The organism is Sphingomonas sp. GV3 (assembly GCF_031082075.1).
GTDB classification, from domain to species: Bacteria; Pseudomonadota; Alphaproteobacteria; order Sphingomonadales; family Sphingomonadaceae; genus Sphingomonas; species Sphingomonas beigongshangi.
On record NZ_JARWLE010000001.1, the window covers coordinates 140,001 to 156,439 of the forward strand.

General features: G+C 66.0%; 13 protein-coding genes and 1 pseudogene. 2 read left to right on the plus strand and 12 right to left on the minus strand.

Annotated features, from left to right (window positions below):
* Window positions 1-251: 251 nt before the first annotated feature.
* The 12 genes and pseudogenes from RF701_RS00730 to RF701_RS00785 all read right to left on the minus strand — a co-directional run bounded on the left by RF701_RS00730 (window position 252) and on the right by RF701_RS00785 (window position 13,374).
* Window positions 252-2,219: an EAL domain-containing protein gene (locus RF701_RS00730; protein ID WP_308813736.1), complete on the minus strand. Its 1,968-nt coding sequence runs from the start codon at window positions 2,217-2,219 to the stop codon at window positions 252-254.
* A 105-nt stretch (window positions 2,220-2,324) separates the two neighbouring features.
* Window positions 2,325-3,389: an ACR3 family arsenite efflux transporter gene (gene arsB / locus RF701_RS00735; RefSeq protein ID WP_308813737.1), complete on the minus strand. Its 1,065-nt coding sequence runs from the start codon at window positions 3,387-3,389 to the stop codon at window positions 2,325-2,327.
* On the minus strand, window positions 3,389-3,817 hold the full coding sequence (gene arsC / locus RF701_RS00740) for an arsenate reductase (glutaredoxin) (protein ID WP_203311262.1): 429 nt from the start codon (window positions 3,815-3,817) through the stop codon (window positions 3,389-3,391). Before arsC ends, arsB begins: the two co-directional genes overlap by 1 nt.
* Window positions 3,818-3,831: 14 nt before the next feature.
* The gene (locus RF701_RS00745; RefSeq protein ID WP_287979989.1) at window positions 3,832-4,161 is read right to left on the minus strand and encodes a helix-turn-helix transcriptional regulator; all 330 of its coding nucleotides are present in this window, start codon (window positions 4,159-4,161) and stop codon (window positions 3,832-3,834) included.
* 73 nt (window positions 4,162-4,234) lie between these two features.
* A complete protein-coding gene (locus RF701_RS00750) occupies window positions 4,235-6,061 on the minus strand; it encodes a DUF885 family protein (RefSeq protein ID WP_308813738.1) in 1,827 nt (608 codons plus the stop codon).
* Window positions 6,062-6,204: 143 nt separating this feature from the next.
* Window positions 6,205-6,962: pseudogene (locus tag RF701_RS00755) on the minus strand (IS5 family transposase).
* 208 nt (window positions 6,963-7,170) lie between these two features.
* On the minus strand, window positions 7,171-8,523 hold the full coding sequence (locus RF701_RS00760) for a transporter (protein ID WP_308813739.1): 1,353 nt from the start codon (window positions 8,521-8,523) through the stop codon (window positions 7,171-7,173).
* Window positions 8,524-8,560: 37 nt separating this feature from the next.
* Window positions 8,561-9,283, minus strand: coding sequence for a hypothetical protein (locus tag RF701_RS00765; RefSeq protein WP_308813740.1), 723 nt, complete (start codon window positions 9,281-9,283; stop codon window positions 8,561-8,563).
* A gap of 2 nt (window positions 9,284-9,285) precedes the next feature.
* Window positions 9,286-9,993: a C39 family peptidase gene (locus RF701_RS00770; RefSeq protein WP_308813742.1), complete on the minus strand. Its 708-nt coding sequence runs from the start codon at window positions 9,991-9,993 to the stop codon at window positions 9,286-9,288.
* A complete protein-coding gene (locus RF701_RS00775; protein WP_308813743.1) occupies window positions 9,990-10,358 on the minus strand; it encodes a hypothetical protein in 369 nt (122 codons plus the stop codon). Before RF701_RS00775 ends, RF701_RS00770 begins: the two co-directional genes overlap by 4 nt.
* Before the next feature lie 84 nt (window positions 10,359-10,442).
* Window positions 10,443-12,035, minus strand: coding sequence for a hypothetical protein (locus RF701_RS00780; RefSeq protein ID WP_308813744.1), 1,593 nt, complete (start codon window positions 12,033-12,035; stop codon window positions 10,443-10,445).
* Window positions 12,036-12,228: 193 nt separating this feature from the next.
* A complete protein-coding gene (locus RF701_RS00785; RefSeq protein ID WP_308813745.1) occupies window positions 12,229-13,374 on the minus strand; it encodes a hypothetical protein in 1,146 nt (381 codons plus the stop codon).
* Between the two features lie 581 nt (window positions 13,375-13,955).
* Here RF701_RS00785 and RF701_RS00790 point away from each other — a divergent pair.
* Window positions 13,956-15,428, plus strand: coding sequence for a TolC family protein (locus RF701_RS00790; protein ID WP_308813746.1), 1,473 nt, complete (start codon window positions 13,956-13,958; stop codon window positions 15,426-15,428).
* Window positions 15,428-16,429, plus strand: coding sequence for an efflux RND transporter periplasmic adaptor subunit (locus tag RF701_RS00795; protein ID WP_308815593.1), 1,002 nt, complete (start codon window positions 15,428-15,430; stop codon window positions 16,427-16,429). Before RF701_RS00790 ends, RF701_RS00795 begins: the two co-directional genes overlap by 1 nt.
* Window positions 16,430-16,439: the final 10 nt, after the last annotated feature.

Sequence of the window (16,439 nt, forward strand, 5' to 3'; positions counted from 1 at the left end):
TTATCATCATCCGCGCCGCCCTAGGACCATCCCAAGGCGGTTTTTTGCGTGCCATTCCGCTCGAGTTTGGCGTCCGGTCTGCCTTCTGCGTCGGATCGGTCGCGAGGCTCAGCGCCCGCCCGGTACGGGGTGACGATTCTGTCGAAGCTGTGCCGCTATGTGGCGTCGGCGATGTCGTACTGTCCTACGCCCGGGCGACGATCGGGCGTTCGCTAGGCCCATCCTTGTGCGCGCGCATCGCTACGCGGCGATCAGAGGCCGTAGCGGCTGACGACGGCCGGCGTAGGCGACGTCGTGCGGGCGAGGAACCAGGCGGCTAGCTCCAGCGCGGGCATCGGTTTGGCGAAAAAATAGCCCTGAACGCGCTGGCAGCCGAGGTTGGTGACCCATGCGAGTTGCGCCTCGGTTTCCACGCCTTCGGCGACGCAGTCGAGTTCGAGCGTCCGGCACAAGGCCAGGATGCCCGAGAATATGTTGCGTCCGAAGGATTCCTCCATGTTTTCGACGAAGCTGCGGTCGAGCTTCACCTTGTCGAAAGGGAGGCGCCGCAGGTGCCCGAGGCTGGAATAGCCGACGCCGAAATCATCCAGCGCGAAGCGGGCCCCCAGCGCCCGCAGCGACTGTATCCCCCGGACCGCCGCGTGGAAATCGCGCATGAGCGCCGTCTCGGTCAGTTCAAAGGTGATGCGCTTCGGATCGATGCCGCCTTCTTCGATCAGATCCATCAGTTGCCGAAGCGTTTCAGGGGACGTGATGTCCTTTGCGGACAGGTTGAAAGACAGACGTATCGACGGCGGCATGGCGCTGAATTCCCGCAGCGCCTTGCGGAACAGCGCGATCGTGATGTCGTGGATGATGTTCAGCTTCTCCGCAGCGACGATGAAGCGGTCGGGCGGCACGGGGCCGAGACTGGGAGACGTCCAGCGCCCGAGCGCTTCGACGGACAGCACGTCGCAGCTGTGCGTGCAGAGGATCGGCTGGTAGCAGACGTGAAGCTCGCGATCGAGATCGGCTGCGAGCAATGCTGTCTCGACGGCGCGCTCGGATCGGATGATGTTTTCATGCTCGAACGAGAACAGGGCGCATCCGCCGCGTTCGTTCATCTTCATGTGATAGGCGGCGTAATCGGATCGGTCGAACAGCTCGTGCACGGCGCTGCCGGCATCGGGATAGGTTGCGATGCCGGCCGAGCAGCCGATCGAAATCGTCTGCCCCTCGATCACGAATGGCCTGGACAGCGCATCGCACATGGCCTGGCCGGCGGAGCGTACGTCGCCGATCGGGTCGGCGAACAAGACGCCGAATTCGTCGCCGCCCAGACGGGCAAGGCTGACACGCTCGCTCGCGAAACTGTCCAGCCGCGCACCCACCTCGACGAGCAGGCGGTCCCCCCAGGCATGGCCGTAGGTGTCGTTGATCGCCTTGAACCGGTCGAGGTCGAGCACGCCGACTGCCATGCGGCCGTTCTCGCGCCTGGCGTCCTGCAGCCATTGTTCGAAGCGATTGAAGAAGAAGCGCCGATTGGGCAGCCCGGTGAGCATGTCGGTGTGCGCGAGATGCGCATTGTCGGCGCTGAGGCGCTGCGTCTCTTCCTGCTTGCAGACGAGTTCCGCCTTGGAGCGGATCATGTTGGTGAAGGCGCCGAAGCCGTTCAGCAGCACACGCACCATGACCCCCGTCACCAGGGCGATGTTGAGCGCCATCGCGGTGAATACGGGATCGCCTCGCCAGAGATAGTAGAGGAGATAAGGCACCGTGACGATTGCGGTGACGAGCATCGCCGCGGACGGCAGATTGTACAGGCAGAAGATGCAGCCGATCACGGTCGCCGCGATGAACAGCGCGACATGGGCCTGCTGTTCCACGCCGCCATATTGGTTCATCAGCATCGACCAGGCCAGGAAGACCGCACCCAATATGCCCGCGAGGATCGTGGTGCTGACCAGTTGGGCCCGCGCCGCTTCCACCGTGACGGCATGGGCTTCGGGCGCGCGAAGCCAACAGACGATCCGCCACCCGCACGTCGCGATCAACGCGCCCAGGAACCCGACCGTCACCCAGACCGGCGCATAGGCGAAATGCGTATAGGTGACGGCAGAGGCGTTGAGGATGAGCAGCGTGTACAGCAGCGGCACCTGCCGCTTCAGCTCGCGATATTGCGCCAGAATCAGGCTTGGCTCTCTGGAAATGGCCAGCCAACCGACCAGGGTCTTTGCCATGCGCCCTTACTATCGGGGGCGGGCTAAAATACTGTAAATCCCGGCGGTTAAGAGAGATCAGGCAGGTACGCTGCCTGACCGCCCGCGCATGTACCGCACCTTGGCTCAGCTGGCAGCTTGCTCGTACCAGCCGCGCGTACGCCTGACGATCGCGACCACGCTGAGCATGACCGGCACCTCCACGAGGACGCCGACAACCGTCGCCAGCGCCGCGCCGCTCTTCAGGCCGAACAGGCTGATCGCCGCGGCGACGGCGAGTTCGAAGAAGTTGGACGCGCCGATCAGCGCCGCGGGCGCCGCTACGCACCAGGCGACGCCCAACCGCCTCGACAGCCAGTAGGCGATGCCGGCGTTGCAATAGACTTGGATGAGGATCGGGACCGCGATCAGCGCGATCACGGCCGGCTTGCGAACGATCTGCTCGCCCTGGAAGCCGAACAGCAGGACCAGCGTCGTGAGCAGCGCGACCAGCGACACCGGCCCGAGCGCTGCCAGCAGCCGGTCGAGCGCCGCGCGCCCGCCCGACGCCAGCACCGCCCTTCGGAGGACCTGCGCGACGGCGACCGGCACGACGATGTAGAGGCCGACGGAAAGCAGAAGCGTAGCCCAGGGCACCGTCACCGAGGCGACGCCGAGGAGCAAGCCCACGAGCGGCGCGAAGAGGAAGACCATCAGAACGTCGTTCAGCGCGACCTGGCTGAGCGTGAAGGTCGGCTCGCCGTCGCAAAGGTTCGACCAGACAAAGACCATGGCGGTGCATGGCGCCGCCGCCAGCAGGATGAGTCCGGCGATATAGGTTGAAATTTCCTCCTTCGGCAGCAGCGGCGCGAACAGCCAGCCAAGGAAGATCGTACCCAATGCCGCCATCGAGAAGGGCTTCACCGCCCAGTTGACGAACAGGGTAACGGCGACGCCCTTCCAATGCTGTCGTACGCTTCCGAGCGCGCCGAAATCGATTTTGAGCAGCATGGGGACGATCATCAGCCAGATCAGCCCGGCGACGATCAGGTTGACCCGCGCGATCTCCGCGGACGCGATCCTGGCGAAGGCGTCGGGCAGGAGATGCCCGAGCCCGATCCCTGCGAGAATGCAGAGCGCGACCCAAAGCGACAGGTAGCGTTCGAATGCGCGCATGCCGGAGGCAGGCGCCTCGGCCGGAACCGTCGCCATCAGCGTACCCGTCGGCCGTCGGCGTCGACGACCTGTTCGCCGTCTTCCTTGGCGAAGGCGCCGCGCTGCGGCTCGGGCAGGATGTCGAGCACCATTTCCGATGGCCGGCACAGGCGCACGCCCAATGGCGAGACGACCAGGGGACGGTTGATCAGCATCGGATGCGCCATCATCGCATCGACGAGCGCGTCGTCGGTCAGGGACTCGTCCGCCAGGCCAAGTTCGCCATAGGGCGTATTCTTCTCGCGCAGCAATTGACGCGGGGTGATGCCGGCGCGGGTTATGAGATGGGTCAATTGCGTGCGCGACGGGGGCGTCTTCAGATATTCGACGACATGCGGCTCGATGCCCGCGTTGCGGATCAGAGCCAGCGTGTTGCGTGACGTGCCGCACGCAGGATTGTGGTAGATGACGATGTCGATGGTCATAAGCGCTTCCGTCGTCAGCAGCAGGAAAGATCGGCGAGCAGCGGCTCGCACAATTCGGGTCGCCCCTCGCAGCAGTCCCTCGCCAGGAAGGTCATGAGCCTGCGCAGCGTGTCCAGATCGGCATGCTGGATCTGTTGGCGGCCACGTTTCTCGGCGACGACGAGACCCGCCTTTGCCAGAACGGCAAGGTGCGTGGACAGCGTACTCTGCGTCAGCCCGACCGCCTCGACGAGGGCGCCCGTCGAAAGCCCCTCAGGCGCGTGTCGCACCAGCAGCCGGAACGCCTCCAGGCGCGTCGGGTGAGCAAGCGCGGAGAGCGCAACCAGCGCGTCGTCGGTCGTCATGCATCGGCTTTATCCGATGGTTTGGCCATGGTCAATTCCCATCGGAAAATGCCGATGCATTCGGCCTGTGCGGTCAGACCGTCCGAGCACGCTCCTCGACGATCCGCTCCAGCATGGAAAGCGGCATGGCGCCGGCCTCCAGCACGTCATGGAAATGCTTGATGTCGAAACGTGCGCCCGCGATCGCCTTGGCCTTCTCGCGCGCGCGCAACCACGCCGCATGTCCGATCTTGTAGCTGCAGGCCTGCCCCGGCGAGACGCAATAGCGTTCGACCTCGCGCTGCGACCGACCCGGTGCGAAACCGACCGTGTCGACGAGATACCGGGTCGCCTGATCGTGCGTCCAACGCTTGGTATGGATACCGGTGTCGACCACGAGCCGCGCGGCGCGGAACAGGAAGGATTGCAGATAGCCTGCGCGTTCGACGGGCGATGCATAGCCGCCGAGTTCGTCGGCCAGCTGCTCCGCATAGAGTGCCCAGCCTTCGAGATAGGCGTTGAAGAAGGCGATCTTGCGCAATGGGTGCGTGGGCGCGCGCTGCGCGGTCGAAATCTGCAGATGATGGCCGGGCACCCCTTCGTGGTAGGTCAGGCTCGGCAGCGAATATTTTGGCCAGTCGGCTACGCTCTTGAGATTGATCCAGTAGATCGCGGCACGCGAACCATCGAGCGGCGCGCGGAAGTAATAGCCGTTCGGTGCGCCGTCCTGGATCTCCGGCGCGACGCGCTTGATCTCCAGCGGGGCGTTGGGCGGATTGGTGAACGCCTGCGGCAGACGCGCCTGCATCGCCCGGACGCTGGCGTTGAGGCTGGCGAGCAACGCCGCTCGTCCCGCGTCGCTATCCGCAAACAGCTGCGCGGGCAGGCGGTTGAGCTGGTCGAGGCGGGCGCCCACGCTGCCTTGCGTCAGACCCTGGCCGCGCAGGATCGGATCAAGCTGCGCGGTGAGTTCGGCGACCTGTTCCAGGCCCATGCGATGCACATCATCGGGCGACAGGGTCGTGGTGGTCGCCTGCGCCAGTGCCGCGGCATAGAGCCGATCGCCGTCCGGCAAGGCCCAGACGCCGGCGGCGCTGCGAGCCGACGGTCGCAGCGAACGGAGTAAGGTGATCTGCCGGTCGAGCGCCGGATAGATCTGTTCGGCGACGATACGGGCGGCGCGGGCTTGCCAGTCTCCGGCGATGTTCGCCGCGCTCGTGCGGCGGGTCAGCGCCTGGACCAGTTGACTGTCCGCGGGGGCGGGGGACCTGAGCTTCGCCATCTGGCCGAGCGCGAGATCAAGCGAGAAATCGGGTGCGACCCGGCCCTTTGACGCCTCCCGCCGCTGCACTTCGGTCTGGTTGTCCAGTTGCCGAGACATCAGCGCGAGGCGATCGAGATAGGCTTGCGCATCCTCGGCCGTCTTGACCGGATGGGTCGAGGCGAGGAAATCGGGTAGCGAGAAATAGACGCCATCCTGTTGGGAGATGGGGTAGGGGCGCTGCGGCGAGGACAGGCCGAACTGCTCCGGCCCGATCATGTTCGATTTGATGTTGTACAGCACGACCTCGCGATCGATGCGCGCCTGCGGCGATAGCGATCCGGGGTCTACGGCCGTGATCAGCGCATAGGCTTTCCGGTTTCGCGCCAGATCCCTGGCGATGGCGGCATAGCTGTTGTCGCCCAGCTTGTGCCGCAGATCAGCGTTGCTGCCGGTGTCGAGGCCAAGCGAGGTAGCGAATTCCGGTGACTCGCGAACGGTTTGGCCGAGCACCTGGTCGAACGCGGCGTTCAGTCGCGCATCGCCCGGCGATGGCGTCGCTGCCGGGGCGGCGGGTGCCTGCGCCAAGCCTTGGCGGGCGGGGAGCGCGGTCAATCCGGCGGTTGCCGCACTGGAAAGAATGAAGGTGCGACGATCCATGCCGATTTCCCCTGACGATACGGTGTTTTGGCGGAGGCTAGGCGACCGAGGGGGCGCTGTGCAACCCAGCCGTCGCCGGATACCGCTTCCGCGCACTTGGATCAAACTAGGCCGGCGCTGGGTCTAGGGTCAGGACTCATTGGTCACAGCCAGAAGATGACAGTGGCCGCGAGGGCAACAGCCGAGAAGAAGACCGTTGGGCATCGGTCGTAGCGGGTGGCGACGCGACGCCAGTCTTTCAGGCGGCCGAACATGATCTCGATGCGGCTGCGACGCCGGTAGCGGCGCTTGTCGTATCTGACCGGTTCGTTGCGCGATCGCCGACCTGGGATGCAGGGCTGAATGCCTTTGGCTTCCAGGGCATCCCTGAACCAGTCGGCATCATAGCCGCGGTCGCCGAGCAGCCATTGCGCCTTTGGCAGATCGTTGAGCAGAGCTGCCGCGCCGGTGTAGTCGCTGACCTACCCGGCGGTCATGAAGAAGCTCAAGGGCCGTCCGTCCGCATCGCTGACGGCATGCAACTTGGTGTTCATGCCGCCTTTCGTGCGGCCGATCAGGCGGCCGAGATCCCCTTTTTAACCCGCAGGCTCGATGCCGTGCGGTGTGCCTTCAGGTAGGTCGCATCGATCATGACGGTCTTTGGCACGGCCTCCGCTGCCGCGAGACCCTCCATCATGCGCAGGAAGACGCCTCGTTCACCCCAGCGCTTCCATCGGTTGTACAGCGTCTTGTGCGGACCATACGCGCTCGGTGCATCACACCAGCGCAGTCCGTTGCGATTGACGAAGACGATGCCACTCAGCACCCGCCGGTCATCGACCCGCGGCTTGCCATGGCTCTTGGGGAAGTACGGCTGCAGGCGCGTCATCTGCTCATCCGTCAACCAGTACAAGTCGCTCATCCACGGTCTCCTTGCGGAGCCTGAATCAGATCGCGACGCTCACATCAATGGGTCCTGACCCTAGCGTCCCCGTCGTCATGCGCGACGGGAATGCGTGCGGGGGCACTGGCCGCATCCGGTGGGGCGGGAGCGATCGCTCGGTTGTTCGCCAGGCGCGCCGGCCAGGCCGGCTTGCAACCCCAGGCAGGTCGGCGGTCGTGTCCCGGCGTTATTTCGGCATGATCAACACCAGCGGGACACGCAGGACGGTGCGCACATCGGCGGCGTCGTCGGTCGCGCCCACCTCCACCGACCAGTTGATGCTGGCGCGGTCGGTCGCACGATAGGTCACGCCGAACAGCAGCCGGGCAAGTTGCAGGTCACGCGACGTCTCCTCGAAAAACGCGGGATCGGTGGGCCGGGGGTTGATCAGCGAGGTGCGCGTCCGGGTGCCGAATGCCCAGGTGTGGGCATAACCCAGATTGATCGACGTGCGTTCGTTGAGCGAAATACCGATCCCCGCGCTGAACGACAGCGCGTCGCCCGGCTTGACGTAATTGATGCGTACCGGCGGGATCTCGGTATTCACGTTCTTGCCGAAGTTGCGGGTATAGCCGATCGTCCCGAACAGGACCGCCGGATCGCTCGGCAGGATGGCCGTGATGCTGGGCGACACGCCCCAAAAGCCGGCGCCGGTCGCAGCCTTCGTGGCTTCGCCCGTTGCCAGACGCGGTACGGCGAACGGGTCGCTGCCGGTCGGTGCGACGACCTGAAGATTGCCCACGAGATAGGGAAGGCCGCGGCGCCCGGTGAGGATCTGGTAGCGCGCCGAAAGTTCGACGTCGCCGATACCGCTCCCACGCGTGGAGCTGTTTATCTCGCGCGCGGCGTCGTTGTTCGTACTGCCCTGGACGGGCACCAGCACGGACGTGTCCCAGCGCTGCACGAAGGGTACTCGCGCGCCCAGTTCCAGCCGATCGGTGACGCCGTAGCGCGCCGCCAGTGAGCCGGTGATGATGTCCTGCCGGCTTTCGTTGATGTTGAATTCGCCGACCAGCACCGACTCGACGATCTCGATGCCGCGGAACAATGCCCGGTTACGATCGGCACGGGCGTAGTCGAACTGAAGCTCGCCGGTAAGCTGGCCCTTGCGCGTGACGACGCTGCCCTCGCTGCCGAGGACCGCCACCTCGGGCGGACGGTCTCGATCGGCAGGACGCGTGCCGACGCTCTCGAGCCGTGGCGTGGGCGTGGCCGCGACCATCGTCGCGGGGTCGCCCGGCGTGCTGGCCGCGCTCGCCTGCGCCACGGCGGCGGCGGGCTGCGTCGCGCCCGGACCGCTGGTGGCGGCCCCCGTCGCCAAGACGAGGCTGCCCATCCGCGCTTCCAGCGCCGCCAGGCGTGCCTCCTGCGCCTCGATCTGCCGGTGCTGGGCCGCGATCTCGGCGCGCGCGGCCTCAAGCTCACGCTGCAGGATCTTCGTCTGACCGAGTGACTGACCGGAGGGCCGCGACTGCGCATGACCGGCAGCCGGCGTCAGGATCGTCGCTGCGATCAGGGCTATGCGCCAGCTTCGTATCATGTCGTTCCCCCGGCGAATGTTCGTGTTTCCCGCACTGTCAGCGTACCATGCCCCGACCGGCGTCGGCCGCCAGTGCATCCACCTTCAACACCGCGCTGCCGAGTGTCAGTGCGGTCGCATCATGCAGATCGATGCCAATCGTCGTCACCGTATCGATCGTACGATCGTTGCCCGCATTGAGGATCGCGGTCGCGACCGATTGGCCGACCAGATGCGCGACACCGATCTGGTCCCCGACCAGCATCACCTGCGACCCGTTGGGCAGCGTGGAAAGCGAGACGAGGCCATCGGGCGTCCGCACCGCCGGGCCACCTGCCACCACGGCGATCGGCACCAAGCCCGCCTGCGCTTCGGTGGACGTAGCGCCGGTGCGGACGGTACTGACCGTGGGCAGCGTGATCTGCGCGCCCGTCGGGCGGTTGAACAGCACCGACACACCGTTCGCGAGCGTAGGGGCGGTGCCGGCGCCGGTCGCGGTCTCGGTGCCCCCGGCGGGTGTCGCGACGCTACCGTCGCGACCGAAGACCTGCAGCGTGGAGCCCTGATCGATCGTCAGCACGGTCCGCAGGATCGGCGTTCCGTTGAGCAACGTGTCGCTGGTGACCGAGAGGGCCAGCGAGCCGCCCCCCGGCAGAATGAACTTCCCGGTCTGCGTGGCGAGTTCCGCCTCGGGCAGGGGAGGGCCGAAGTCCTGGCCCCGCACGATGCTCGTCGGTGTGGCCGCTCCCACAAGTGCACAGCCGATGAGAAGTGCGCGCATCGTCAGAAGTCCCGGTAGAAGGGCGCGCTCAGCGTCAGCGCCTGCAGACTGAGCGGATCCAGGAAGGGCGTATTGATCGGCGCGCGTGCGAGCGGTTGCCATTGGCGGACGCCGTTGAAATTGCTCGTGCCGACGGGCGTCGCCGAGTTCAGCACGAAATAGACGCCGTTCCACATGCGTTGAAACGCCTCACGCGGCATGGCGTGAAGGCCCAGGCTGGGATCGCCGAGCAGCACCGTAGTGGCGGTGATCCCTTTGACGACGACGAAATGACGATAGCCCTTGTAGGTGATCAACGCGATCCCGGGCAGCCGCCGTGCCGCGATCGCATCCAGCGTCACCTTGTAGCCGTCGGACTGGAGATGGCTGTCGGCGAGATAGCGTTTCATGTCGAGCAGCGAGAAGCCGACCTTGCGGATGTTGGCCTGGTCGCCCTGGCGCCACATGCCGGTGAAGACGTCCGCCTCCGACCGCGGCAGGCCGTAATGATAGCGCAGCAGCGTGGCGAGCGCGGCGGAGCCGCAGCTGAAGTCATATTGCTGACGCACCACGGTGGCGAATTTGCGCGCCAGCATCGAGGCGACGGGGACCTGATAGTCGGCGATCGCACCCGAGGCGCCGGCGAAATGCGGATCGGCAGGCGCGATCGTGGCGGCGCAGCCCGTCAGGCCGAGCATCGCCGGAATCAGCCAGGCCAGCGTCGGCCTCATTGCGGACCGAGGTTGATGACGACGTTCATCGCCGAATTGATCGCGACGTTGTTGCCGCTGTTGGCGCTGATGACGGCGAGGCCGGACAGGTTCGAAAACGCATGGCCGTCGATCGTCACCGACCCCGTCACCGAATTGCCGGTGACCGAATTGTTCGACACCGTGTTGCGCTGGTCGGCGGCGGCGATCTGTGTACCGCGATCCTCGCGGCCCGCGACCGTGCCGAGATCGGCGTCTCCGAGCACTGCGCCATCCACGAAGGCCGGCGATTGCTGGTCCGCCGCCGCAGAGCGGTCCTGTGCAAGGCCAGGCGTGGCAACGGCTAGGCCGCCCACCAGTGAGAGAGCGCAGATGATGCGGCGCATGACGATCCCCTTTGTCCGTGCTGGACGTCGACACTAAGAAGGAGGCGGCCGGCGTAGCGCCGACCGCCACAGGTTGGGCTGCGATCAGCGCGTAATGTCGCCGGCGGTCACCGCCACGCTCACATTGGCGTTCTGGGAAGCGCCCGCGCCGGTGTTGACGTTGAGCGCCTGCATGCCAGCGAAGTTCTGGAACGCCGTGTCGCCGGTCGTCAGGCTGTTGTTCGTCGTGCTCGATTCACCCGCCGAACCGGCGAAGTTCACCTTCACCCCGCTGACGTAGTTCGACAGGGCCGAGGTCGCGACAACCGCGCCGTCGCCGAACGTGCTGCTTGGCGAGACGGTGGAGCTACCGGCGGTCTCCGTGGTCGTCGTCGTATACGCCAGGGAGGTATTTTCGGTGTTGTAGGTTTGGTTGTTGTTATTGGTCGTCGCCGTGTTGTTGCTGTCGTTCGTCGACGAGTTGCTGTTGTCGACCTGATTGTTGTTGTTGGTCGTCGCCGTATTGCCGCTATCGTTGGTCGACGCGTTGGTGGCGTAGGTCTGGTTGTTGTTGTTGGTCGTGGTATTGGTGGCGGTGTTGTTGCTGTCGGCCGTGTTGCCGCCGTTATAGCTGCCGTTGGTCGAACTGTTCGAGTTCTGGCTGTCGGCAATCGACGTATTGCCACTGTTGTTGGTCGAGGCGTTGGTGTTTCCACTGTCGGCCGTCGACGTGTTGCCACCGTTATTGCTGTCGTTCACCGAGTGGTTCGACGCGTCCGTCAGAGTCACGTCGCCGACCGTCGTCGATCGATCCGTGTTCGTGGTCGACGCGGTATTGCTGGTGTTGGCGGTGTTGGTCGTGTTCGACGTGTTGCCGCCATTGTAGCTGCCGTTGGTCGAATTGTTGGTATTGTCGGTGGTCATCACGTTGCCGCTGTCGGTAACGGATGCGTCGGTGTTGGTGGTCGTCGTGGTCGACGTTGCGGTGTTTCCGCTGTTGTTGGTCGAGCTGTTGGACGCCAGCGACACGTCACCGACCGTCGTGGAACTGTCCGAATTGCTCGTCGTGTTGGTCGAGCTCATGTTCGACGTGTTGCCGCCGTTGTAGCTGCCGTTGACGGAAGCATCGGTGTTGGTGGTGGTGGCGGTATTGGTGGTACTGGCAGTATTGCCGCCGTTGTAGCTGCCGTTCGCCGAATTGTCGGTGCTGGTGTTGGTGTTCGTATTGGTGGCCGTGTTGCCGCCGTTGTAGCTGCCGTTCGCTGAATTGTCGGTTCTGGTGTTGGTGTTCGTATTGGTGGCCGTGTTGCCACCGTTGTAGCTGCCATTCGCCGAATTGTCGGTGCTGGTGTTGGTGGCGGTGTTGCCACTGTTGTTGGTGGAGCTGTTCGATGCGAGCGAGACGTCCCCGACGGTCGTCGAATTGTCGGTGTTGGTGGTGCTGCTCGAATTATAGCTGCCGTTGGCCGAGTTGTTCGTGTTGTCGACCGCGACGGGATTGTAGCTGCCGTTGACCGAGTTGTTCGCGGCATCGGTCCGCGTCGTGTTGCCGGAATCGCTGATGTTTCCGGTCGCGATGCTGTCGTTGCGCGCGGCTGACTGGCCTGCGCCGGAGCTGCTGTCCTGCGCGGCAGCGGCGGAAGCGGTCGCGGCGAGCAGGGCGGCGACCGACGTACTGATGATCAGGCTCGATTTCATGCTCATTGTCCCTTCGAAGGAGTGCGAAAGGAGCGCCGTCCCCCTTTTCGCGAGGATCACCGCCCGTTCCATCGGAACAATGGTTAATTAGCCGTTCAGCTTTATCTCATTCTCCCTTCATGTGGGAGCAAAACCATTCTCATTCGGGGTTTTTCTGCTCCCCAAAAGGGGGGGCGCGATGCGGCGCGTCCTGTCAGGCCGCGTCGAACAGCATCTCGCCGCTGACCGCGCGTTGATAGCGGAGGAAGAGCTGCAGCAGGTCGGTCTGACGATGCATGTCGGTCTTCGCGAACACCTGTTTGAGATAGGTGCGCGCGGTATCCGTCTTGATCCGCATGCTTGTTGCCGCCTCGCCCAACGTCATGCCCCGAGCGAGCGAGGCGACGAGCTGGGTTTCGACCGGCGAGAGGCCGTGTAACTGGCAGATCGTCTCAAATCCGTGCGCAAAGCTGGTTTCCGGGCGCATCAACCGGACGATCGCGGCGGCGCCGCCGGAAGGGGCATCGGCGTCGCCGCCGGCCCCGACGTCACTCGCATGCCCTCGGTTCGCCGGTGCAATCACGGCAATCAGTGGCCGCTCCGCTCCCGTGCGCTCCAGCAGGAGCATGGCGCCCCGTTCGCGCTGGCTTTCCCGATGCCGCGGCGGCGCGATCACCGCATCGAGCGCGGCATGAAACCGCACGGCATCATGATATCGCGTCGGGCGGAGCGCGTTGCGCCGCAATTCCACGCCGTCGCCCGCATCGAGGATGGCCTGAGCCGACGCATTGGCGAAGAGCACGGTCTGATCGGCGCTGATGATGACGACGCCGCACTCGCTTTGCTGCAACGCCGCCTCCATCGCGCCCCGCCGTCGGTCGGCCTGATCGAGTTCCGCCGAGATCGCCCGCATCGCGCCGGCCATCACGCCCAGTCCTGGCGCGAGCGTGAGCAATTGCGCGGTAACGGCGGGGTCTTCCAGATGATCGCGGGCGAAGGCGAGGATCAGATGTCCGTCACGGTGGGCACCACCCGTGGCGACAATCAGCCCGCAATGGTCGGGCGTCGCTGCTTCCCGGATCCAGCTGAAGCCCCGACGCGAAATCGGCGGTGCGGCGTCGATCAGCGTCCGCATAGCGGCGCGATCCGTCTCGGTACGCGCCACGAGTCCGATCGCTTGGCTCTGCTCAGGAAATCCCCCGCTTTCGCCAGGCACGACGATGCAGCCGGCAATGGCGCCGACCGCCCGGCAAAGGCCTTCGACGAAGCGATCGACCGGGGGAAGGCTGGAGATCGGTATGGGCGACTCGGCGCCCTCGGCGGGCGCCAGAAGAAGCAGCTCGGCAAGATCCAGATCCACCATTGCTCTCTCTCCCGCTTCGACGCTCTCCCAAAAGCGTCAAGTGCCGCATTCAAACGGTTCTCCGGCCGGCATCAGTGTCGTGAACAGTGTATCCTACAACAACGTAAATCATTCAGTCATTGTGAATATTACTCAAAATGGGGCGGGCGCGCCAGCGCCGGCATCGGTGTCCCCGGCCGATCCGTAGGGTGCATCCGGCCGAATGAGCCACCCTTTCCCGCCGGGAAACGGTCGGTGTAAAGCCGTGCGCCGAGCCATCGTCGCGCCGAGTCGCGCGCAGGCCGTTGAAGCGGAGGCCGCTCATACTGGGTGCGTCGGCGTCCGCGAGACCATGTGCCGTCGAGCCAAAATTGGTGCGCTGCAGCCAAAGCCGATGCAACCGCTTTGCCCGAGCGGTGTCAGGGAGACGCCCGAGCGGACGCCGGACATCCATCCGCGGCGCTTGTCCGCGCGTCGGCCAGAATCGGCAGCGCTGCCGGTCTTGGGCCGCCGATCCGGCTGGACGAAGGATCGTGCGTCCGCGCGGCTTTCGATTTGCAATCGGACTGTGGGAAGGCGAATATCGTCATCCACGCTGAATGGACGCCATGTATTCCTCCGTCACCCTGATCGCGGCCGTCGTGAGCGCGGCGGCACAGGTGCAAGAACCGTCGCTGACCTATGCGGCGGCTCGGGCGCGGATGGAATCGTCCTCGCCCAGCCTGACGAGCGCGGAGCACGCCGTGGCGGCCGCGCGCGAGGCGGCGGCGGCGGCGAGGACCCTGCACCGCCCGACGGTCACCGCGTCCGCGCAGGTGCTGGAATATCAGAAGACGCTGGCCGTCGATCTGTCGGATGCGCGTTCCAATGCCCTTGGCGCCACACAGGATTTCCTCGCGGGGCTGCCCAATTCCCTGCCTCCGGCGTTTCAGCAGATCGCCGGCGAGGTGGTGGGGCGAATCGATCGCGCGCTGCCGGGGCTGTTCGCGCTCATCCCCGACAGCCTTTCCTATCGTTACCGCGACACGGTGTTTCGGCCGACCGTGCAGGCCGCCGTACCGTTCTACACCGGAGGGGCGATCCCCGCGATCCAGCGGGGTGCGCGTGCCGGCGTGACGATGGCGCAGGGCCGCGCGGCGCAGGCCCGGGATCTGGCGCAGGTGAATCTGGTTCGGGTGTATTTCGGCCGCATCGCAGCACGTGCCCTGCGCGCGTCCGCGCAGGAGACGCGGCAGGCGCTGGGCAGCCTTTACGACGATGTGCAGCGATCCGAGATCGCCGGCGTGACGCCGCGCGCCGCGACACTGGAGGCGGCGGTCGCGCGCGACGGCGCGGAGCGCGCGCTGCAGAGGGCGATCCTCGCCGACGAGGCGGCTGATGAAGACCTGCGCGACATTCTCGACATGCCGGGGGCCGCGCCGTCGACACCGCTGTTCGTGTCCAGTACCGCATTGCCGCCGGTCGAAACCTTCATGGGGGGCGAGGGTGATACGCCGCTGAGCCGGCAAGCCGATGCCGCGCGCGAGGTAGCGGGTGCCGCAGCCGATCTGGCTAAGGCGCGGTATCGCCCGCAGGTCTTCGGCTTTGGCGAGTATAACGCCAACAGCCGCAATGCGCTGCCCACCGAACCTGACTGGGTGGTGGGTATCGGTGCGCGCGTCACGCTGCTGTCCGGACTCGATCGCGGGCATACGCTTGCGGCGGCACGGGAGGGAGAACGTGCCGCGGCAGAGGCAGGAAGGGCTGCGCGCAAGGAAGCGCGCGAGGCGATACGTCGTGCCTGGAACCTCGTCGAAGGTGCGCGGCGCTCGTTTCTGCTGCTTGACAGTTCGATCGCGGCGGCAAGCGAGAATCTGCGCGTGCAGCGCGTCGCCCTGCGCGAGGGGGAGGGGACGGTGACGCGGGTTGCTGGTGCCGAGGCGGCGCTTGCGGCCGCGCGCGCGCAACGCGTGTCGGTGGCGTATGAATATGATCTGGCGCTGGCGGGGTTGTTGACGGCAAGTGGGCGGATGGACGAATTCGACACGTATCTGCGCCGCGCCGATCAGCATGTAACGGCCGAAGGCGCGTGATGGTCGAGGTCGCGGACGATACCGGCCCGTCCCGGCGAGGGCGGCTGATCCTTTACGGCGTGCTGGCGGCCGTCGCGATCCTACTCGTGGCGGGGCTGTGGCTGGCGAGCCGCCCCGCGACGCCGCCGCTACAGGGCGAGGTGGAGGCGGACAGCGTCAATGTCGCGACCAAGGCGCTGGCGCGCGTGGACAGGCTGATGGTCGACGAAGGGGACCGTGTGCGCGCGGGGCAGGTCGTGGCGACGCTGTCGAGCCCGGAGCTGGGCAATGCCGCGGTTCAGACCGCGGCAACGCTCGAGGGCGCGCGCGCGACGCGGTCGTTGACCGACGAGGGCGCGCGGCGCGAGGATGTCGCGTCGCTCAGGTCCACGTGGCTGGCAGCGCAGGCTACCGCGGACCTCGGCGCTGTCAGCGCGCGGCGCGCCGAGACCCTGTATGCCGAAGGCGTGATCGCCGCCCAGCGGCGGGACGAGGCGCGCGCGGCGCGCGACAGCAGCGCGCGTGCGGCCGAGGCGGCGCACGCCCAATATGCGAAGGCGGTGGCCGGCGCACGTCCGCAGACCCGCCGCATCGCCGATGCGCAGGTTCGGGTCGCCCAGGCGGCAGACGCCACGGCACGCGCGCTGCTCAACGAGACGCGGTTGGTGTCGCCGATCGCGGGCCAGGTTTCGCGCCGCCTCGTCCGTGCCGGCGAGATCATCGGCCCCGTGCTTCCCGCATTGCAGATCGTCGATGTCGACCACCCCTATGTCCTGCTCACGGTGCGCGAGGACGACCTGCATGGCCTTTCCGAGGGGCAAATACTGGAGGGCCGCGTGCCCGCGCTCGACCGTACGATCGCGTTCCGGGTTCGTCATCTGGCGGTGCAGGGTGAGTTCGCGACGTTCCGCGCGGATCGACAATCCCGTGGCTACGACGTGCGCGGTTTCGAGGTGCGGCTGGCGCCGGCCGGCCCGGTCGCTGGCCTGCGGCCGGGCATGAGCGTCCTGTTCACGCGATGATGCGCGGTGC

Coding starts and splice junctions, on each gene's coding strand:
- RF701_RS00750 (WP_308813738.1), bottom strand. CDS start 6,061: ATGGATCGTCGCACCTTCATTCTTTCCAGTGCGGCAACCGCCGGATTG.
- RF701_RS00765 (WP_308813740.1), bottom strand. CDS start 9,283: ATGCGCGCACTTCTCATCGGCTGTGCACTTGTGGGAGCGGCCACACCG.
- RF701_RS00745 (WP_287979989.1), bottom strand. CDS start 4,161: ATGACGACCGACGACGCGCTGGTTGCGCTCTCCGCGCTTGCTCACCCG.
- RF701_RS00795 (WP_308815593.1), top strand. CDS start 15,428: ATGGTCGAGGTCGCGGACGATACCGGCCCGTCCCGGCGAGGGCGGCTG.
- RF701_RS00780 (WP_308813744.1), bottom strand. CDS start 12,035: ATGAAATCGAGCCTGATCATCAGTACGTCGGTCGCCGCCCTGCTCGCC.
- arsC (WP_203311262.1), bottom strand. CDS start 3,817: ATGACCATCGACATCGTCATCTACCACAATCCTGCGTGCGGCACGTCA.
- RF701_RS00775 (WP_308813743.1), bottom strand. CDS start 10,358: ATGCGCCGCATCATCTGCGCTCTCTCACTGGTGGGCGGCCTAGCCGTT.
- RF701_RS00760 (WP_308813739.1), bottom strand. CDS start 8,523: ATGATACGAAGCTGGCGCATAGCCCTGATCGCAGCGACGATCCTGACG.
- RF701_RS00730 (WP_308813736.1), bottom strand. CDS start 2,219: ATGGCAAAGACCCTGGTCGGTTGGCTGGCCATTTCCAGAGAGCCAAGC.
- RF701_RS00790 (WP_308813746.1), top strand. CDS start 13,956: ATGGACGCCATGTATTCCTCCGTCACCCTGATCGCGGCCGTCGTGAGC.
- arsB (WP_308813737.1), bottom strand. CDS start 3,389: ATGGCGACGGTTCCGGCCGAGGCGCCTGCCTCCGGCATGCGCGCATTC.
- RF701_RS00770 (WP_308813742.1), bottom strand. CDS start 9,993: ATGAGGCCGACGCTGGCCTGGCTGATTCCGGCGATGCTCGGCCTGACG.